Origin of the sequence: Bradyrhizobium sp. SZCCHNS2022, assembly GCF_032377575.1 — a bacterium.
In the GTDB taxonomy this organism is placed as follows: domain Bacteria; phylum Pseudomonadota; class Alphaproteobacteria; order Rhizobiales; family Xanthobacteraceae; genus Bradyrhizobium; species Bradyrhizobium aeschynomenes.
In genome coordinates, this window is sequence record NZ_JAUHHZ010000001.1 from 6,638,717 (window position 1) to 6,651,929 (window position 13,213).

A 13,213-nucleotide genomic window follows, 5' to 3' on the forward strand; every position below is an offset into this window, starting at 1 on the left:
ATGGAGTGGGGATGAGCCGATCACAGCTAGTTGCTGAACATTTGCCGCTGTTGCGCCGGTATGCGCGTGCCCTCACGGGCAGTCAGGGTTCAGGAGACGCTTACGTCGGCGCGATGCTGGAAGCTCTGATCCAGGATCCTGCCTTGCTGGACGAGCGCTACGGCCCCCGTGCGGGCCTGTTCCGGCTGTTTACCCAGATCTGGAACTCGGTCGCGCTCAACGACGACGCCGAAGTGGCGACACTGCCAATGCCGCCCGAGCGCCGCCTCTCCAATATCACTCCACTCCCGCGCCAGGCGTTCCTGCTGCTCTCCCTGGAGGGGTTCCCGGAAGAGGAGGTGTCGTTCATTCTCGACATCGACGTCGCCGAGACCCGCCGGCTGGCCGATGCCGCGGGCCGGGAGCTGGCAGCGGAGATCGCGACCGACGTGCTCATCATCGAGGATGAGACCTTCATCGCAATGGACCTCGAAAGTCTGGTGAAGAATCTCGGTCACAACGTGATCGGAGTCGCACGCACCCATTCGGATGCGGTCGCGCTGGCGAAGAACAAGAAGCCCGGTCTCATCCTCGCCGATATCCAGCTCGCCGACGGCTCGTCAGGCCTCGATGCCGTCAACGAGCTTCTGCGAACGTTCGAGGTTCCCGTCGTCTTCATCACCGCCTATCCCGAGCGGTTCCTCACCGGTGAGCGGCCGGAGCCGGCGTTCCTGATCTCCAAGCCATTCCAGCCCGCCATGGTCTCGGCCGTTGCCAGCCAGGCGCTGTTCTTCCAGCGCAACTCGCGCAACAGGATGCCGAAGCCGGCGGCCTAATCGTTGCAGCCCGATAGCGGATTTGAGGCTAGACTGTCCTCGGCGCGCTTTTCGGAGCGCGCCGTTTTTGTTGCGACGCATTGCCGTAAGAGGTCGATCAGCATCCTCGGCAAACGCCCTTCAATCTCGCCCTCAGTGCGGCGTCGTCTGGTCCGATGTCCTCGATGAGGTTCGACTTTGGTCTTGGCGGGAAGACGATCGGTACGCGCAGCGTCAAGGTGTCTTCGCCCACATCGGGTGGTGGGGGAGGAAATGGCTGAGCCCGTTCGACGATCGCCAGCGCCTCCTTGTCGAGGGCCGGGTCACCAGCGCTTTCGGCAAGCGCTGCAGAGAGCAGATGTCCTGAGCGGTCGATGTGGAAGACGACCCTCGCGGTCCCGCCCTGGCCCGTGGCCTGAGGCGGATAGCGCCGCTGCGCGGTCAGCTTGACGCTGCTCTTGATCCAGACGTCCTTGGTGCCCTCTGCCGCAGCGATCCCGGGTACGATCATCGCAATTGCCAGCGCTGTGCCGGCTCCCCGCAACATGCTCATCTATTATCCCACCCGATACACAAAAGGGTGCATCAGCGCCCCACGACACGCAGGCGAGCATAGGACGTCGAACAAGCGGGTTGGAACAGCGGTTTCGGCCGTGTGACCGAAAAGATGCGGGGCACCGCCGGCATCACCACGGCGGTGCCCCGCGTCGCCGGTCAATGGGGCAGGGGGAATAACCGGCTGCCTTGATGACGCACGACCCCCGAAGTCGTTCCTGGAAGCGCCGAATATTTTCGCCGCCGGACCTGTTAAGACACGGTTAAGTGATTTGCCCGTCCGAGAACCCACCCCGTGCGACTAACGTTGGAAATGCCGATCGCCTGCAGGCGAGGGGAGCAGAGACAATGTCGCAGACAGGTAAAGTTGTCATTCTGGGCACACTCGCGGCGTCCGGCTTGCTCGTGGGCGCGATGCAATTTGCCTCGGGGCATGATCTCGCCTCTGCGCTGCCTGTGCAGGCCGCGAGCCAACCCCAGACGGCGTCGGTCGTGGACAACGTGAACCGCGCGAACAAGACCGATCGGGCTGCCGTGCGGGTAGACTCCGCGCAAACGCAAACCGTATCTATCAAGCTTGCTGCGTTCGCCGATACCTCTTTCCTGCTGCGCTTGCCGCTGGCCGGCGCCGCGGCGCCCGGCCGGCAGGTGGCGCCCCCGCAGGGATCTCAGATCATCACCACCGAAACCGAGCGGCGCGAGGCCAAGCGGCCGGTCGCCTGCGAGCCGTCCGTCTCCGTGCTTACGGAAATCGCCAAGCGATTGCAGCCGGGCCGCTGCATCACCTGAAAACATGGTCCACCGTCGTCAACTCGGCTGACGACGGCACCACGACGTGATCTTGCACAAGGTGCTTTCCGGCAACTCACCGCGCGTTACTCGGCCGGCTCCGCCTCGTCCGCCATCTGGCTGCGGACCAGGAGGCCAAGCGCCAAGCCTCCCACGGCGAGAATGGGAACAAGCCGTTTGACCCCGATCATGCGTACGACCTGCAGGCCGCTGGCGAGCAGCATCGGATCAGCGAGAAGCGACTGAGCCGCAGATCGTGCCGCCTCCGCCGGCCGCGGCGCATGCTTCGTAACCGTGCGCTTGCGCGCCATGTAGCTGATTGCAGCAATCAACGTCACGACGAAGAAGATCGCCGCTCCCGTCAGGCATGCTGGGACGAGGCCGTAGCGTTCGAGCACCGCGACGAACGCCGCCGCGCACAGGAAGCAGGTGGTTACGAACAATCCGACTGCAGCCGCCAACGCGAGAGAGGTCAGCCTGACGGTATGTCCGGTCGATTCCTTGACCTCTTCGATCATGCGATGAAGCATGTAACTTCTCCCCTCGTCTCTCGATGGCTGGCCGATAAACTCGAATCGGCGCCGTGAGCGGCGCCGATTGATTGGTTCGGAAGTGGCCTCGCGGCTTGAAAAGCCTAGCGCTTCCAGGTCACGCCGATCAGGAAGCCGAGACCGAGCGCGAGCCCGACGGTCGCCAGCGGCCGCTGTGAGATCACGTCCTCCAATCGCTCTTCAAGGGAGTTTGCCGCATCCTGCGCCGCGCCGAGCATGGCGCCGCCGCGCTCGGACATGTCGTCGAACGTCTGGTCCATGTTCTCGCGCGCCTGGCGATAGCCGCTGCGGGCCTGCTTGCCGGCCTGACCCGCGAAGGCGTTGAGGGCGTCGGTGATCTGTTCGGTGAGGGCTGCGATATCGTTCTTCACGGCGTGGACATCCTTCTGCAGGCGTTCATAGTTCGCTTTGTCGGCGAGATCCTTCAACGCGGTCTCACCATCGGTCGATGGCATGGGAGGCTCCGGAGCAAGCTGGTGTGCGGACGTTCGGCAAACGCGTCGTTTCGGCCGAAGTTCCCGGTGCAGAAACCGAATCAGTCCGCAGGCAGTTGCGGCGAATCGTCCGGCAGCAGGTGCTCCTTGACGATGAGACCGACGATCAGCAGCGGTGACGCGAGAAAGGCGCCCATCGGTCCCCATAGCCAAGTCCAGAACGCCAATGCAATGAAGACGGCGAGCGCGTTGAGGGCGAGGCGCCTGCCGATGATGGTGGGCGTGACGAAGTGGCCTTCCATGAAGGTGATGACGGCGAAGATGAGCGGGGCGACCATGCCGCCGCTCAGGGTCGGGAATGCGATGACGCCCACCACGACCAGCACCGCGAACATCGCGATCGGGCCGATGATCGGGATGAAGTTCAGCGTCGCCGCCAGCGCACCCAGGCCGGCCGGATTCGGCATGCCCGCGATCGCGCAGGCGAGCCCGGCCGCAATGCCGACCCCGGTGTTGATGAGCGTGACCGTCAGCAGATAGTTGCCGAGGTGCAGCTCGAGCTCGTTGAGGATTCGCAGCGTCCGCAGCCGGGCCTCGTGATCGGCGAAGGTCATGATCAGCGTTCTGCGCAGATCGCGCCAGCTCGCGATGAACAGAACCAGTGTGGCGAAGAACAGCAGGAATTCGGTGAAGGTCGGCGACAGGAATTCGATCGTCGGCTGCACCCAGTCGAACTTCGGCAGCTCCAGGCTGGTCGCGACCTGCGTGCTTCCGCCACCGATCGCGGCCTGCATCTCGTGCCACAGCGCCAGCGGCCGATCGAACACGTGCAGCTTCGCCTTGAGCGTTGCGGCGAGCTCGGGAAGGCGGTTGGTCCAGTCGAGCACCGGTGCCGAGATCAGGCCGATGATGAAGGCGAGCCCCGCTGCAACGGCGATCACGATCAGCACGGCGCCGATGCCGCGGGGCACGCGATGGCGTTCGAGAAAATTGGCGGCGGGCGACAGCATGGTGCCGACGACGAACGCCATGACGATCGGCAGAAAGAATCCTCGGGCGACATAGAGGGCGCCGGTGACGCAGATCGCGGCGAGGATGACGAGCGCGACGGCGACGACCTCCGCCCGTTTGATCACTGGAGGCAGATCATGGCGGCTTTCGTCCAGGGCAGAGCCGTCCCTGCCGCTGGCGAGCAGCCGCTCGGTGGGAAGTACACGCACCATGATTCCCCGATGGAGCCGTTCGCGCGCGACTCGCGTGATGACGTTCTACATTCACTCAACCGTCGAAGGGGCGTGAGGTTCCGTCGCGAGAACGTGAGAGCTGCCGCGCTTGACTGACGCAGCGCGACCACATCGCAGCCGGAACTGCGGCGACCTCTCTCGCGTTTGTGGAGGCAATTGAGCATCGCATCGCGGTGCTCGTCCACAGGGGGCATCCCATGACAAACCTCGTTTCCGGTCAACGCTGCCGCGTGCAGCGAACCGCATCGATGATCGCCATCGCCGCAGCGCTCCTGTTGGCACCGGGTATCACCGCGTCCTACGCGCAGAGCCTCGGCTATGCGCCTGTCGAGCAGCAGATGTTTCCGCCGGACGACCAGACTGCGCCTGCGGCCAGCCAGGATCAGGATGAGGACAGCCTGCTGCCTGATCGGCTGCGCCGCACGATCGTCACTCTCGACACGCGCGAGGCGCCCGGCACGATCATCATCGATACGGCCAACACCTATCTCTACTACGTGCTCGGCGGCGGCCGTGCGTTGCGCTATGGCGTCGGCGTCGGGCGCGAAGGCTTCACCTGGTCGGGCGTGCAGACGGTGACGCGCAAGGCGGAATGGCCGGACTGGCATCCGCCGGCCCAGATGATCGCGCGCCAGCCCTATCTGCCGCGCTTCATGGCCGGCGGTCCGGGCAATCCGCTCGGAGCGCGCGCGATGTATCTCGGCTCGAGCGAATATCGCATCCATGGCACCAACGATCCGACGACGATCGGCAAGTTCGTGTCCTCCGGCTGCATCCGCCTGACCAATGAGGATGTCTCGGACCTGTTCAGCCGCGTGCAGGTCGGCACCAAGGTCGTGGTGCTGCCGAAGAATGCGTCACTGCAGGCAAGCGCCGGTCGCGTGCCGCGCGTGACGTCGTTGCCCTCCGGCCGGCAGGCGATGTCGCTGCCGGTGGCCGCTGTCAATTGATCGGGAGTGCGTTCATGACCAGCCGAAGGGCCCTTGCAATCATCTCGCTCGCGACCGTGGTCGGCGCCGGTGCGCTGGCTGCGCCGAGCGCCGCCCGTGCGCAGGATTTCTTCTCCGCGCTGTTCGGCGGCTTTCAAGCCCGGCCGGCGCCACAGCCCTACATCCGCATGCCGTTCGCGGATGAGGCGCCGCCGGCGCCTCGCCCGGCGCCGCGGGGCGATGTCACGTACCGCGGCGGCAGCAGCAGCGTCGCCTGGTGCGTGCGCACCTGTGATGGCCGCTATTTCCCGCTCGGCGCCACCGGCGACCAGGGCAAGGAGGCGACGTGCAACAGCTTCTGCCCGGCGTCCAAGACCGAGGTCGTGTATGGCAGCTCGATCGACAGCGCCGAGACTGACGGCGGGAAGCCGTATTCGGCACTGCCCAACGCATTCAAGTACCGGACCGAGGTGGTCGACGGCTGCAGCTGCAACGGCAAGGACCATTTCGGCCTTGCGAAAGTGTCGATCGACAACGACCCGACCCTGCGCAAGGGCGACGTCGTTGCCAGCGAGGACGGCCTGAAGGTCGCCAACCGCAGCGCCGGCCGCAAGAGCGCCGAGCTCAACTTCTCGCCGGCGCCGGCGGCGTTGCGCGCCAAATATGAGCGCGCGCCGGTCATGGCGTCGGACTGAGCACGGCGCGGCATCAGGCCGCGCGGATCTTGCCGAGGAAGTCCGTGACCTGATGACCGAGGCTCCTGCTCTGCTGCTCCAGCGTCTCCGAGGCGTTGCGAACATTGTCCGCCGCGGCGGCAGCGGCATCGGCGTCCGACTTCACCCCGGTGATGTTGTCGGACACGTTCTTGGTGCCGTCGGCGGCAAACTGCGTGCTGCGTGAGATCTCCTGCGTCGCGGCACCTTGCTCCTGCACGGCGGCTGCGATGGCGGTGGCGACCTCGTTGACCTCGCCGATGATGCCGCCGATGCGCTGGATGGCGTCGATCGCATCATTGGCGACCCGCTGGATGTCGGCAATCTGCTCCGAGATCTCATCGGTCGCCTTCGCGGTCTGGCTTGCCAATGTCTTCACCTCGGAGGCGACGACGGCAAAGCCCTTGCCGGCCTCGCCGGCGCGCGCGGCTTCGATGGTCGCATTCAGCGCCAGCAGGTTGGTCTGCGAGGCGATGCTGTTGATCAGGCCGACGACCTCGCCGATGCGGTTGGCCGATTGCGAGAGGCCCTGCACGGTGCCGTCCGTCATGCGCGCCTGCTCGACGGCGCGGCTGGCGATCCCCGCCGCATGCGAGGCCTGCTTGGAGATGTCGGCGATCGAGGCGTTCAGCTCTTCCGCCGCGGATGCGACGGTCTGCACGCTCATCGACGCGTCATTCGAGGCCTTCGAGGCCACCTCGGCGCGGGCATTGGTCTGCCGGGACACGTTGGTCAGGCCCGCCGACGTCGCCTGCATGTCGGTCGAAGCACGGCCGAGCTGCTCCAGGGACGCGCCGACGAGGCCTTCGAACTCGGCCACATAGGCTTCGATCGCGCGCTGGCGCGTGGCCGTGGCGGCATTGCGCTCGCGCTCCTGAGCCTCGATCGCAAGCTTGTCCTGCGCCTGCTGCTTGAACGTCTCGAGCGCACGGGCCAACGCGCCGATCTCGTCCTGACGCTGGATGTAGCCGGTGTTGACGGCAAGATCACCCGCGGCGACCTTCAGCATCGCGTCGCGCATCGTGTGGAGCGGAACAATCACGTGCCGGCTGATGGCCATGATGGCGCCGGTCGCGGCGATGATGGCCAGAATGAGCAGCGCGGACTGCAGCAGCAGCGAGCGCAACGCCGCGGCATTCTGGACGCTGGCCTGCTGTTTCGCCGCATCGAGCGCGGCATCCGCGACGGTGATCGCGGTGGCCATGCGCCCCACCGCGAGCGGGCTCCATTGCGTGGTCGTGATCTCCGGCTTCTCGCCCTTGACGACGGCCGCAACGAGCCGGTCCGCGAGTCCCGTATATTGCGGCTCGAAATAGGCGGTCTGCGCCGCCTTGAGTGCCGTCGAGAGGGCCGGCGGCAGCTCCATGCCGCTCGTCGAGAGCTGCAGCGCCGTCCAGCTCGCCTCGGCTCCACCCATGAGCTTGGTATAGGCGAGCTGGTTCTCGGGCGAGATGCTGCCGGAATTGATGGCGTTGCCGACGATCGACGACGCCTCGCCCGCGACGCTGCGCAGCAGCCAGGCGAACTGCTTGATCGACAGCAACTGGTCGATGGCCGCATCCTGATGATTGACGCTGGTGACCAGCGCCGTGCTGATCTTGTCGAGTGTCGTCAGCAGCGCGCTGACCGTCTGCACATAATTATCTGCGAGCGCCAGGCGACGCTGGGATTTCGGCTTGGCGACTTCGCTCCAGAACTCGGTTTGATAGCCAATAAGCGCTTTCTCGAGCCGCTCGAGCTCCGGGATGAGGGATTGGCTCTGCGCGAATTCGATCGTCGGCAGCAACTCGCGGGCGCGCGCCAGCGCGGGCATTTCGGTGTCGCGCAGTGAGCGCACATATTTTTCGGCTGCCGGCTCCATCGCCTGTTCGGCATTGATCGCGCGGGGGGTGGTCGACCGGTCGCTGCGCAGGTTGGTCATCGCCGTGAACAGGAATGCCGAGGCGTCGGTAACCTTGAGGATGTTGCCGGTGACCTGCAGCCGCCGCCATGACTCCCACGAATTCCAGGCGAAGGTGCCGATGATGATCAGCGCGGCAATGGTGATGACGGTCTTCAGGATCGCGGCGACGGTGAAGCGACTAAGCATGGGTCTCTCGAACTCTCCGGGTCTTCCCGTGTGCTAGTTGGTAACAAGTTAAATCCGAGTGATCTCCACAAGTCGTCAGGCCGCCCGAATCTTGCCCAGGAAGTCCGTGACCTGATGGCCGAGGCTCCTGCTCTGGTGCTCCAGCGTCTCCGACGCATGCCGCACGTTCTCCGCCGCAGCCGCTGCCGCGTCGGCATCCGACTTCACGCCGGTGATGTTGTCGGAGACGTTCTTGGTGCCGTCGGCCGCGAACTGGGTGCTGCGTGAAATCTCCTGGGTCGCCGCGCCCTGCTCCTGCACAGCCGCGGCGATCGCGGTGGCCACCTCATTGACCTCGCCGATGATGCCGCCGATGCGCTGGATGGCGTCGATCGCGTCGTTGGCGACGCGCTGAATGTCGGAGATCTGCTCGGAGATTTCGTCAGTGGCCTTGGCGGTCTGGCTCGCCAGTGTCTTGACCTCGGAGGCCACCACCGCAAAGCCCTTGCCGGCCTCGCCGGCGCGCGCCGCCTCGATGGTCGCGTTCAGCGCCAGCAGGTTGGTCTGCGAGGCGATGCTGTTGATCAGTCCGACCACCTCGCCGATGCGGTTCGCCGACTGCGACAGGCCCTGCACCGTGCCATCGGTCATGCGCGCCTGCTCCACGGCCCGGCTGGCGATCCCCGCGGCATGGGAGGCCTGCTTGCTGATATCGGCGATCGAGGCGTTGAGCTCCTCCGCGGCGGAGGCCACCGTCTGCACGCTCATCGAGGCGTCGTTCGAGGCTTTCTCGGCGACCTCGGCGCGGGTATTGGTCTGCCGCGACACGTTGGTCAGGCTGGCCGACGTCGCCTGCATGTCGGTGGAGGCCTGGCCCAGCTGGTCCAGCGATTTGCGCACCAGTCCCTCGAACTCGGCGACATAGGCTTCGATCGCGCGCTGGCGCGTCGCGGTTGCGGCGTTGCGCTCGCGCTCCTGGGCTTCGATCGCGAGCTTGTCCTGCGCCTGCTGCTTGAATGTCTCGAGCGCATTGGCCAGCGCGCCGATCTCGTCCTGCCGATTGGTGTAGCCGGTGTCGACGCTGAGGTCGCCACCTGCGACCGCGAGCATGGCGTCGCGCATCCGGTGCAGCGGACGGATGACGCGCCCGGTGACGGCAGCCATGGCCGCGCCGCTCAGGACCAGGGCGGTGAGCAGCAGCACCAGCTGAAGGATCAGCGACTCCGTCGCTGCGCTCTGCTGCGCGCTGGAATGCTCCTTGGCGGCGTCGAGCGCCGCTTCGGCCAGGGCGACGGCGCTTGTCATCTTGTTCACCGAAAACGGACTCCACTGATAGGCGGTCAGCTCCGGCTTCTCGCCCTTCTGCAGCGCGGCCAGCAGGCGCTCGCGCAGGCCGGCATAGTCCGGTGTGAAATAGGCCTTCTCCGTGGTCGACATGGCGGCAGAGAGCGCGGGGGACATCTCCATGCCGGCGGCGGCGAGCTGGACGGCCTTCCATCCGGTCTCGATGCCGCCGACCAGCTTGTTGTAGGCCAGCACCGCGTCCGGGGAGACCTTGCCTGTGGTCAGTCCGTTGCTGACGACCAGCGACGCTTCACCGGCCGTGTTGCGCATCAGCCAGGCCATCTGCTTGATCATCAGCAACTGGTCGACGGTCGCGCTCTGGTGGTTGACGCTGGCGGCGACATTGACCGAGATCTTGTCGAGCAGCGCCAGCAGTGCGTCGAACGTCTCGCCACATTCCTTCGCCAAGCCGGCCCGGCGGGCGGCCTTCGGCTTGACGATCTCGGTCCAGAATTCGGTATGCTCGGCCGTGATGGTCTTGTTGAGCCGGTCGAGATCGGCGATCAGGGCCTGCGCTTGCGCAAAATCGATGCTCTTCAACAGATCCAGGCTGCGGTTCAGCGCCGGCACGTAGATGTCGCGGGCCGAGCGCAGGAACTTCTCGGTGTCGGCATCCATCGCCTGGTCCGCGTTGAGCACCCTGATCGTCGTCGAGCGGTCACTGCGCATGCTGTTCATCGCCTTGAACACGACGCCCGACACCTCCGCCACCCGCGCGATCCGCTGGGCGGATTGCAGCCTGCTCCAGGAGGTCCAGGCGTTGAGCGAAAAGAGGGTGATGACGGCAAGGGCGGCCGTGACGATCACCGTCTTCAGCAGTGAGGAGATGGTCAGGCGGTTCAGCATGGCGGTCTCTTGAATCCTTGAAAGCTCAGGGATTTTGCGGGCCAACGGTAAAGATTCGGCCGTCGCTTCGACTCGGTAGAACTACGGGACCAGTGCCTCTCATGCCCAAGTTCCGGGCACGGAACCAACGCTCGACAGGCGGGTTAGGTCGGCAACCGCAGTCCATGCCTTGCAGAGGGGTCGTTCATGCTCATCAGTGCTCTCGTCACGTTCCTCGTCGTCATCCTGATCCTGTATCTGATCAACCTGCTGCCGCTGGACGGCCGGGCCAAGCAGATCTGCCGTGTGATCGTGATCGTGCTGGGCGTGATCTCGCTGCTGCGCTACATCGCGGTGATATGAACTAGCATCATGTTACCTCCTGCAGATGAAAAAAAGCCCCGGCCGATCGCCGGGGCTTTGCAGTGTCAGGCCTGAGCCTTCGCCTCGCGCCGCCGCGCGGTGAGGATGTACTCGGTGTAGCCGTTCGGCTGGGTCCGGCCCTCGAACACCAGGTCGCAGGCCGCCTTGAATGCGACGCCATCGAACGAGGGCGCCATCGGCTGGTACAGCGGGTCGCCGGCGTTCTGCTTGTCGACGACGACGGCCATGCGCTTGAGCGAATCCATCACCTGGTCCTTGCTGACCACGCCGTGGTGCAGCCAGTTGGCGAGATGCTGGCTGGAGATGCGCAACGTCGCACGGTCCTCCATCAGGCCGACGTCGTGGATATCAGGCACCTTGGAGCAGCCGACGCCCTGGTCGATCCAGCGCACGACATAGCCGAGAATGCCCTGGCAGTTGTTGTCGATCTCCTGGCGAACGTCGTCCGGCGCCCAGTTGGAGTTCGACACCGGGATGGTGAGGATGTCGCCGAGCTTGGCGCGCGGGCCGCCCTTGGTGAGCTCGTCCTGACGGGCGTGCACGTTGACCTGGTGATAGTGCAAAGCGTGCAGCGTGGCCGCGGTCGGCGACGGCACCCAGGCGGTGGTGGCGCCGGCCGAGGGGTGACCGATCTTCTGCGCCAGCATGTCGGCCATCTTGTCCGGCGCCGCCCACATGCCCTTGCCGATCTGGGCATGGCCGGGCAGGCCGTCGATCAGGCCCATGTCGACGTTCCAGTCTTCGTAGGCTTTGATCCAGGGCTGCGCCTTCATCTCGTTCTTGCGGATCATCGGACCCGCTTCCATCGAGGTGTGGATCTCGTCGCCAGTGCGGTCGAGGAAGCCGGTGTTGATGAAGACGATGCGCTTGGACGCCTGCTGGATGCAGGCCTTGAGGTTCACCGTGGTGCGGCGCTCCTCGTCCATGATGCCGACCTTCATGGTGTTTTCCGGCAGGCCGAGCAGCTTCTCGACGCGCGCGAACAGCTCCACCGTCAGCGCCACTTCGTCGGGACCGTGCATCTTCGGCTTGACGATGTAGATCGAGCCGGTGCGGCTGTTCTTGGTCTTGGAGTTGCCCTTGAGGTCGTGGATCGCGAGCAGGCCGGTCACGGCGGCATCGAGAATGCCTTCCGGAATTTCCTTGCCGTCGGCGCCGAGCACGGCGTCGGTGAACATATGGTGTCCGCAGTTGCGGATCAGCAGCAGGCTGCGGCCATGCAGGGTCAGCGTGCCGCCCGATGGCGTGGTGTAGCTGCGGTCGCTGTTCAGCGCGCGCGTGAGCGTCTTGCCGCCCTTCTCGAAGTCGGCGGACAGCGTGCCGTTCATCAGGCCGAGCGTGTTGCGATAGACCAGCACCTTGTCCTCGGCGTCGACGGCGGCAACCGAGTCCTCCATGTCGAGGATGGTCGAGACCGCGGCCTCGAGGATCATGTCGGACACGCCAGCGGGATCGTCCTTGCCGATGACATGGCTGCGATCGATCACGACCTCGACATGCAGTCCGTTGTTGGCGAGCAGGATGACCGACGGCGCGTCGGCGGAGCCCTGATAGCCGGCGAATTGTGCGGCGTCCTTGAGCGCTGTGGCGTTGCCGCTCTTGAGCTTGGCCGAGAGCTGGCCGGCGATGACGCTGTAGGCGGTGACGTCGGTGTGGCTGCCGGTGGCGAGCGGCACGGCCGCGTCGAGGAACGCCTTGGCCTTGGCGATCACCTTGTCGCCCCTGGCCTTGTTGTAGCCCTTTCCACCCTCGCTCGGATCATGCGGGATGGCATCGGTGCCGTAGAAGGCGTCGTACAGCGAGCCCCAGCGCGCATTGGCGGCGTTGAGCGCGTAGCGGGCATTGGTCAGCGGCACCACCAGCTGCGGGCCGCAGATCTTGCCGATCTCCTCGTCGACATTGGCGGTCTCGACCTTGTGGGTCGCCGGCTCCGGCAGCAGATAGCCGATCTCCTTCAGGAACGCCGTGTAGGCGCCGAGGTCGAAAGCCTTGCCCTTGTTGGCGAGGTGCCAGGCGTCGATCTTGTCCTGCAGCGTGTCACGGAACGCGAGCAACTCGCGGTTCTTCGGGCCGAGATCGCGCAGGATCGCGGCGACGCCGGCCCAGAACGCGTCCGGATCGATTCCCGTCTTGGGCGCGGCCTCCTTGGCGATGAAGTCGAACAAGACGGGGGCGATCTTCAGTCCATGGGCGTCGATACGGGTCATGATGAGACGTTTCTCTCGAATAGGGGCGACGTTGCGCGTGATCTGGGCAGGCTGAAATGGCCGCCTCCGGGGCAGCTTGTGCAGTGCATTTAGCGCCAAAGCGAGGACCAAGGAAGGGGGGAGGGGTATCGCAGTTGGTCGGGGGTTCGGGGGCCTCGCGAGCTTGGGCGCTCCCGGAACAACCCCAGGCCGCCGCATTCGATCCTGTCGCCACCGCCTCCGCTGTCATCACCCGCGAAAGGTCCATCGCTTTGCTGTGGCTGTCGCCATCTCCACCACTGTCATCACCCGCGAAAGCGGGTGATCCAGTACGCCGCGGCCTCTCATGGAGCCTCTGGCGTCTCTGGAATACTGGATCGCCCGGCGAGCCGGGCGA

12 protein-coding genes are annotated in these 13,213 nt (G+C 65.4%); 5 read left to right on the top strand and 7 right to left on the bottom strand.

From position 1 onward, the window contains the following. The first annotated feature begins 11 nt into the window (after nucleotides 1–11). Entirely contained in the window at nucleotides 12–815 is an 804-nt protein-coding gene (locus QXZ94_RS29655; protein ID WP_172110561.1) for a response regulator, read from the top strand. Between the two features lie 97 nt (nucleotides 816–912). On the opposite strand, the gene QXZ94_RS29660 is transcribed toward QXZ94_RS29655, so the two are convergent. Next, the gene (locus QXZ94_RS29660; protein ID WP_315724397.1) at nucleotides 913–1,347 is read right to left on the bottom strand and encodes an energy transducer TonB; all 435 of its coding nucleotides are present in this window, start codon (nucleotides 1,345–1,347) and stop codon (nucleotides 913–915) included. A 350-nt stretch (nucleotides 1,348–1,697) separates the two neighbouring features. Between QXZ94_RS29660 and QXZ94_RS29665 the strand changes: the two genes are divergently transcribed. Continuing rightward, nucleotides 1,698–2,138, top strand: a complete 441-nt coding sequence (locus QXZ94_RS29665; protein WP_315724399.1) for a hypothetical protein — start codon at nucleotides 1,698–1,700, stop codon at nucleotides 2,136–2,138. Between the two features lie 86 nt (nucleotides 2,139–2,224). Here the strand turns inward: QXZ94_RS29665 and QXZ94_RS29670 are convergent, their stop codons facing one another. From QXZ94_RS29670 to QXZ94_RS29680, 3 genes are all read right to left on the bottom strand, one after another. Continuing rightward, nucleotides 2,225–2,668, bottom strand: a complete 444-nt coding sequence (locus QXZ94_RS29670) for a hypothetical protein (RefSeq protein ID WP_315724401.1) — start codon at nucleotides 2,666–2,668, stop codon at nucleotides 2,225–2,227. A 104-nt stretch (nucleotides 2,669–2,772) separates the two neighbouring features. Beyond that, a complete protein-coding gene (locus QXZ94_RS29675) occupies nucleotides 2,773–3,144 on the bottom strand; it encodes a YqjD family protein (protein ID WP_315724403.1) in 372 nt (123 codons plus the stop codon). Nucleotides 3,145–3,224: 80 nt separating this feature from the next. After that, a complete protein-coding gene (locus QXZ94_RS29680) occupies nucleotides 3,225–4,343 on the bottom strand; it encodes an AI-2E family transporter (protein ID WP_315724405.1) in 1,119 nt (372 codons plus the stop codon). 221 nt (nucleotides 4,344–4,564) lie between these two features. Between QXZ94_RS29680 and QXZ94_RS29685 the strand changes: the two genes are divergently transcribed. Continuing rightward, nucleotides 4,565–5,317: a L,D-transpeptidase gene (locus QXZ94_RS29685; protein WP_315724407.1), complete on the top strand. Its 753-nt coding sequence runs from the start codon at nucleotides 4,565–4,567 to the stop codon at nucleotides 5,315–5,317. A gap of 14 nt (nucleotides 5,318–5,331) precedes the next feature. Further along, nucleotides 5,332–5,991 carry a DUF2865 domain-containing protein gene (locus QXZ94_RS29690; RefSeq protein ID WP_315724409.1) on the top strand — a complete coding sequence of 220 codons (660 nt, stop codon included), beginning with the start codon at nucleotides 5,332–5,334 and terminating at the stop codon, nucleotides 5,989–5,991. Between the two features lie 13 nt (nucleotides 5,992–6,004). Here QXZ94_RS29690 and QXZ94_RS29695 read toward each other — a convergent pair whose 3' ends face one another. Further along, nucleotides 6,005–8,098 (bottom strand): methyl-accepting chemotaxis protein, encoded by a 2,094-nt coding sequence (locus QXZ94_RS29695; protein WP_315724411.1) that lies wholly within the window; start codon nucleotides 8,096–8,098, stop codon nucleotides 6,005–6,007. 75 nt (nucleotides 8,099–8,173) lie between these two features. After that, a complete protein-coding gene (locus QXZ94_RS29700) occupies nucleotides 8,174–10,267 on the bottom strand; it encodes a HAMP domain-containing methyl-accepting chemotaxis protein (RefSeq protein ID WP_315724414.1) in 2,094 nt (697 codons plus the stop codon). A 186-nt stretch (nucleotides 10,268–10,453) separates the two neighbouring features. Between QXZ94_RS29700 and QXZ94_RS29705 the strand changes: the two genes are divergently transcribed. Next, complete coding sequence (locus QXZ94_RS29705; protein ID WP_172110058.1) at nucleotides 10,454–10,609, top strand: Thivi_2564 family membrane protein; 156 nt, start codon at nucleotides 10,454–10,456, stop codon at nucleotides 10,607–10,609. A 65-nt stretch (nucleotides 10,610–10,674) separates the two neighbouring features. Here the strand turns inward: QXZ94_RS29705 and QXZ94_RS29710 are convergent, their stop codons facing one another. Beyond that, nucleotides 10,675–12,837 carry a malate synthase G gene (locus QXZ94_RS29710; RefSeq protein ID WP_315724417.1) on the bottom strand — a complete coding sequence of 721 codons (2,163 nt, stop codon included), beginning with the start codon at nucleotides 12,835–12,837 and terminating at the stop codon, nucleotides 10,675–10,677. Between the last annotated feature and the right edge of the window lie 376 nt (nucleotides 12,838–13,213).

Excerpts from the sequence above, each read along its gene's own strand:
- QXZ94_RS29655 (WP_172110561.1), top strand. The coding sequence starts at position 12 with ATGAGCCGATCACAGCTAGTTGCTGAACATTTGCCGCTGTTGCGCCGG.
- QXZ94_RS29660 (WP_315724397.1), bottom strand. The coding sequence starts at position 1,347 with ATGAGCATGTTGCGGGGAGCCGGCACAGCGCTGGCAATTGCGATGATC.
- QXZ94_RS29665 (WP_315724399.1), top strand. The coding sequence starts at position 1,698 with ATGTCGCAGACAGGTAAAGTTGTCATTCTGGGCACACTCGCGGCGTCC.
- QXZ94_RS29670 (WP_315724401.1), bottom strand. The coding sequence starts at position 2,668 with ATGCTTCATCGCATGATCGAAGAGGTCAAGGAATCGACCGGACATACC.
- QXZ94_RS29675 (WP_315724403.1), bottom strand. The coding sequence starts at position 3,144 with ATGCCATCGACCGATGGTGAGACCGCGTTGAAGGATCTCGCCGACAAA.
- QXZ94_RS29685 (WP_315724407.1), top strand. The coding sequence starts at position 4,565 with ATGACAAACCTCGTTTCCGGTCAACGCTGCCGCGTGCAGCGAACCGCA.
- QXZ94_RS29690 (WP_315724409.1), top strand. The coding sequence starts at position 5,332 with ATGACCAGCCGAAGGGCCCTTGCAATCATCTCGCTCGCGACCGTGGTC.
- QXZ94_RS29695 (WP_315724411.1), bottom strand. The coding sequence starts at position 8,098 with ATGCTTAGTCGCTTCACCGTCGCCGCGATCCTGAAGACCGTCATCACC.
- QXZ94_RS29700 (WP_315724414.1), bottom strand. The coding sequence starts at position 10,267 with ATGCTGAACCGCCTGACCATCTCCTCACTGCTGAAGACGGTGATCGTC.
- QXZ94_RS29705 (WP_172110058.1), top strand. The coding sequence starts at position 10,454 with ATGCTCATCAGTGCTCTCGTCACGTTCCTCGTCGTCATCCTGATCCTG.
- QXZ94_RS29710 (WP_315724417.1), bottom strand. The coding sequence starts at position 12,837 with ATGACCCGTATCGACGCCCATGGACTGAAGATCGCCCCCGTCTTGTTC.